The 3,574-nt window shown below is 75.2% G+C and carries 5 protein-coding genes; all 5 read left to right on the forward strand.

Features of this window, described 5'->3' with window-relative positions:
- Positions 1–1,459, forward strand: a 1,459-nt coding sequence (locus tag VQ02_RS33840; protein ID WP_048448667.1) for a chemotaxis protein CheA, incomplete at its 5' end; no start/stop codon positions are given.
- Positions 1,456–1,707 (forward strand): hypothetical protein, encoded by a 252-nt coding sequence (locus VQ02_RS33845; protein WP_048448668.1) that lies wholly within the window; start codon positions 1,456–1,458, stop codon positions 1,705–1,707. The genes VQ02_RS33840 and VQ02_RS33845, both read left to right, overlap by 4 nt.
- A gap of 159 nt (positions 1,708–1,866) precedes the next feature.
- Positions 1,867–2,292 carry a response regulator gene (locus VQ02_RS33850; RefSeq protein ID WP_048448671.1) on the forward strand — a complete coding sequence of 142 codons (426 nt, stop codon included), beginning with the start codon at positions 1,867–1,869 and terminating at the stop codon, positions 2,290–2,292.
- The gene (locus VQ02_RS33855; RefSeq protein ID WP_048448669.1) at positions 2,289–2,939 is read left to right on the forward strand and encodes a chemotaxis protein CheX; all 651 of its coding nucleotides are present in this window, start codon (positions 2,289–2,291) and stop codon (positions 2,937–2,939) included. Before VQ02_RS33850 ends, VQ02_RS33855 begins: the two co-directional genes overlap by 4 nt.
- A gap of 157 nt (positions 2,940–3,096) precedes the next feature.
- The coding region (locus VQ02_RS33860) for a PAS domain-containing protein (protein WP_048448670.1) at positions 3,097–3,574 on the forward strand (478 nt) is incomplete at its 3' end.

Below are 3,574 nucleotides of genomic sequence, written 5' to 3' on the forward strand. Positions count from 1 at the left end.
GGTGGCGCTGCGGCTCGCCCCGGCCGCCCCCTGGCCGCCCGAGGAGGAGCTCGACGTCTTCTCCTGCAACCTCGCGGCGACGCTGCTCACCACCGACCCGCGGGCAGAGGTGGACGCGGTCTTCCGCCTGGTGCGCGACCAGGTGAGCGTGGCGACGCTGGCGGGTGCGGGGGAGGCCGCCGCCGGAAGCGGGACGGCGCCCGATGCCGAGCCTGCACCGGGTGCCGAGCCCACACCGGATGCCGAGACGGCACGCGGTCCTGACGCGACGCCCAGGACGTTGCGGGTCGATGCCGGCCGGATCGACGCCCTGGTGACCCTGGCGGAGGATCTCGCCGCCGCCCGCAGCCTCCTCGGCGCGGTGGTCGCCCGGGCTGAGGCCGGCGAGGACCTCGCCGGCCTCAGGGCCGCCCTGCGCGAGAGCGACGAGCGGATCGGACGCCTCTCCGCCGAGCTGCACCGCGAGGCGGTGGGGCTCAGGCTCCTGCCCCTGGCGCGGATCTTCCGCCGCTTCCCCCGCGCCCTGCGCGACGTCGCCCGCCAGCTCGGCAAGGAGGTCACGCTGACCGTCGAGGGCGAGGCGACCGAGGTCGATCGGGACGTGGCCGAGGGGCTGTTCGAGCCGCTGCTGCACCTCGTGCGCAACGCCGTCGATCACGGCATCGAGCCGCCCGAGGCGCGGGCCCGCGCCGGGAAGCCGGCGATGGGCCGCATCCGCCTGCGGGCGGAGAGCCGGGGCGAGCAGGTCGCCGTCTCGGTCGCGGATGACGGGCGCGGCCTCGATCCGGCCTTCATCCGCCGCCGCGCCGCCGAGCGCGGGCTGATGGCGCCCGCCGCCCTCGCGGCCCTCGACGACGCGGGCGTGATCGACCTCATCTTCGCCCCCGGCTTCTCGACGGCGGCGGAGGTCGGGGCGGTCTCCGGACGCGGCGTCGGCATGGATGCGGTGCGGGCGGCGTTGCAGCGCCTCGGCGGCCGCTGCACCGTCGAGAGCCGGGCCGGCCAGGGCACCACGGTCCGCCTGCTGCTGCCCCGGGCCCAGTCCCTCGTCCGGCTGCTCCTGGTCGGGATCGGCCCGGAGCTCTACGGCCTGCCGATGGACGCCGTGGCCGAGGTCGCCCGGGTCCCGCGGGCGCGCATCCGCGGGGTCGGCGCGGGCGCCGCCACGGTCCTGCGCGACCGGACGGTGCCGGTCCTGCGCCTCGCCGACCTGCTGGACCTGCCGCCCGCGGAGGAGGCCCGGCCCGCGGAGGAGGCCCGGCTCGCGGTGCTCCGGACCGGAGACGAGTGGGCCGCCGTCGAGGTCGACCGCTTCGCCGGCCGCCTCGACGGGCTGGTGCGGCCGCTGCCGGGGCTCGCGGCCCTGCCGGGCCTCGCCGGCACGGTGCTCACCGGCGACGGCCGGGTCGTGCTGGTGCTCGACCCGGACACCCTGATCGGCGGGGAGGGAGCGGCGTGAGCGTGCGCTACGACGGAGAGGGGCAGATCCGGCTCGAGGGCGCCTGCCCGGTGGAGGAGGCCGAGACCCTGGCCGCGCTGCTCCTCGCCCATCCGGGCGCGGGCGTGGAATGGAGCGGCTGCACCGGCCTGCACACCGCCGTGGTCCAGGTGCTGCTGCGGCTGCGTCCGCCGCTCCACGGCACCTGCGGCGACCCCTTCGCGGCCCGCTGGCTCGCCCCGCTCCTCGCCCCGCGGGCCCCGTCCTGAGCCCGTCCCGGCACCGGTCCCGAAAACTGCGCGCGCGAATGCAAGTTTTCGGCTAAGGGGTGCCGGAGTGTCCGCGCGCGGACTCCCTCGCGATCACGACCGCGACAGCCCCCCGAGGCCTCCGTTTCCCTTCCCGCGAAATCAGTCTAGATGCCGTCCATGACGCAGCCCCCGTCCGCGCCGCCCGGATCCGCACTACCGGCGTCCGTCACCGTCCTCGTCGTGGACGACAGCAAGCTCGCACGGGCCGTGGCCGTCCGGCTGCTGCGCCAGCTGAGGCCGGACTGGGCGGTGCGCGAGGCCGCCAACGCGGACGAGGCCCTGGGCGCCATGGCCGGCCAGCCGGTCGACGTCGCCCTCCTCGACTTCAACATGCCGGGCAAGGACGGGCTCGCGCTCGCGGCGGAGCTGCGCGCGGCCCGGCCCGGGATGCCGATCGCGGTGGTCTCGGCCAACATCCAGGACGAGGTGATCGCCCGGGCCCGCAGCGTCGAGGCCGCCTTCCTGCCCAAGCCTCTGACGGGCGAGGCGCTGGCGGGCTTCCTCTCGGGAGCGGCCCTGCGCCTGCGGCGGGGCGTCCCGTGAGCGCCGCGCCGATCATCGGCCTGACCGAGCTGCAGCAGGACGCCTTCACCGAGCTCGTCAACATCGGCGTCAGCCGCGCGGCCGCCAGCCTGCGCCAGATGATCGGCACCCAGGTGCTGCTCTCGGTGCCCTCGGTGGAGATCGTCTCGCGGAATGCGGCGGCGCGGCTGATCGGCGAGCGGGAGGCCGCGCCCCTGGTGGTGGTGCACCAGGACTTCGAGGGCGCCTTCGCGGGGCGCGCCCTGCTGATCTTCCCCCAGGAGAACGGCCGCGAGCTGGTCCGGGCCGTCGCCGGGGAGGACCTCTCGCCCGAGGATGTCGCCGCCCTCGAGGACGAGGCCCTGGCCGAGACCGGCAACATCATCCTCAACGGCTGCCTCGCCACGATGGCGAACATGCTCCAGCGCACGCTGACCATGTCGCTGCCCGGCATCGCGCGCGGCGACGGCCCGCAGATCTTCGGGACGGAGACGCGGAAGGACCCGGGCGCGGACGCCCTGGTGCTGTTCCTCTACATCGACTTCTCGGTCAGCGAGCGCGACATCCGCGGCTACCTGGCGATGCTGATGGACCTCCCGTCCATGGAGAACCTGCGCCTCCTGCTGGACGAGTTCATCGCCCGCGCCCTCGGCGACCTGGACGTGTGATGACGGCCCGCGCGACCCCGGAGCAGGGCCTCGGCAGATTCCGCAAAAGTGGCCGCCGGTTTTGCGGCGGAAATCTGCGACAGGACGAAGACCTGAGCGGACGAAGTGCGGGCTTGCCAGCGCACGTCTGCTTGGTCCGCCGGACGGGCGGACCCGCATGAGCGCGCGCGACGGGACCGACGCGAGCCGGGACGCGGCGCTCGCCGCCGCGGTCGCGGCGGCACGGGGCCGCGCCGGGCCGTTCCTCGCCGCCCTCGAGCGCTCGCGCCACCCGATGCTGATCAGCGACCCGACCCTGCCGGACAACCCGGTCGTCTTCGCCAACCCGGCCTTCCTGACGCTCACCGGCTACCCGGCCGAGGAGGTGGTGGGTCGGAACTGCCGCTTCCTCCAGGGGGCCGAGACCGATCCCGGCGCGGTGGCGGCGATCCGCGAGGGCCTGCGCGAGGAGCGGGAGATCCGGGTCACGATCCTGAACTACCGCCGGGACGGCAGCCGGTTCTGGAACCAGCTGCTGATCTGCCCGATCCGCGACGAGGCCGGGCGGCTCGTGAACCACTTCGCCTCGCAGCTGGACATGTCCCACGTCCACGAGGCGGAGGCCGGCCGCACGCGGCTCGCCGACAATGATCTGG

The sequence above is a fragment of the Methylobacterium variabile genome, assembly GCF_001043975.1.
In the GTDB taxonomy this organism is placed as follows: Bacteria; Pseudomonadota; Alphaproteobacteria; order Rhizobiales; family Beijerinckiaceae; genus Methylobacterium; species Methylobacterium variabile.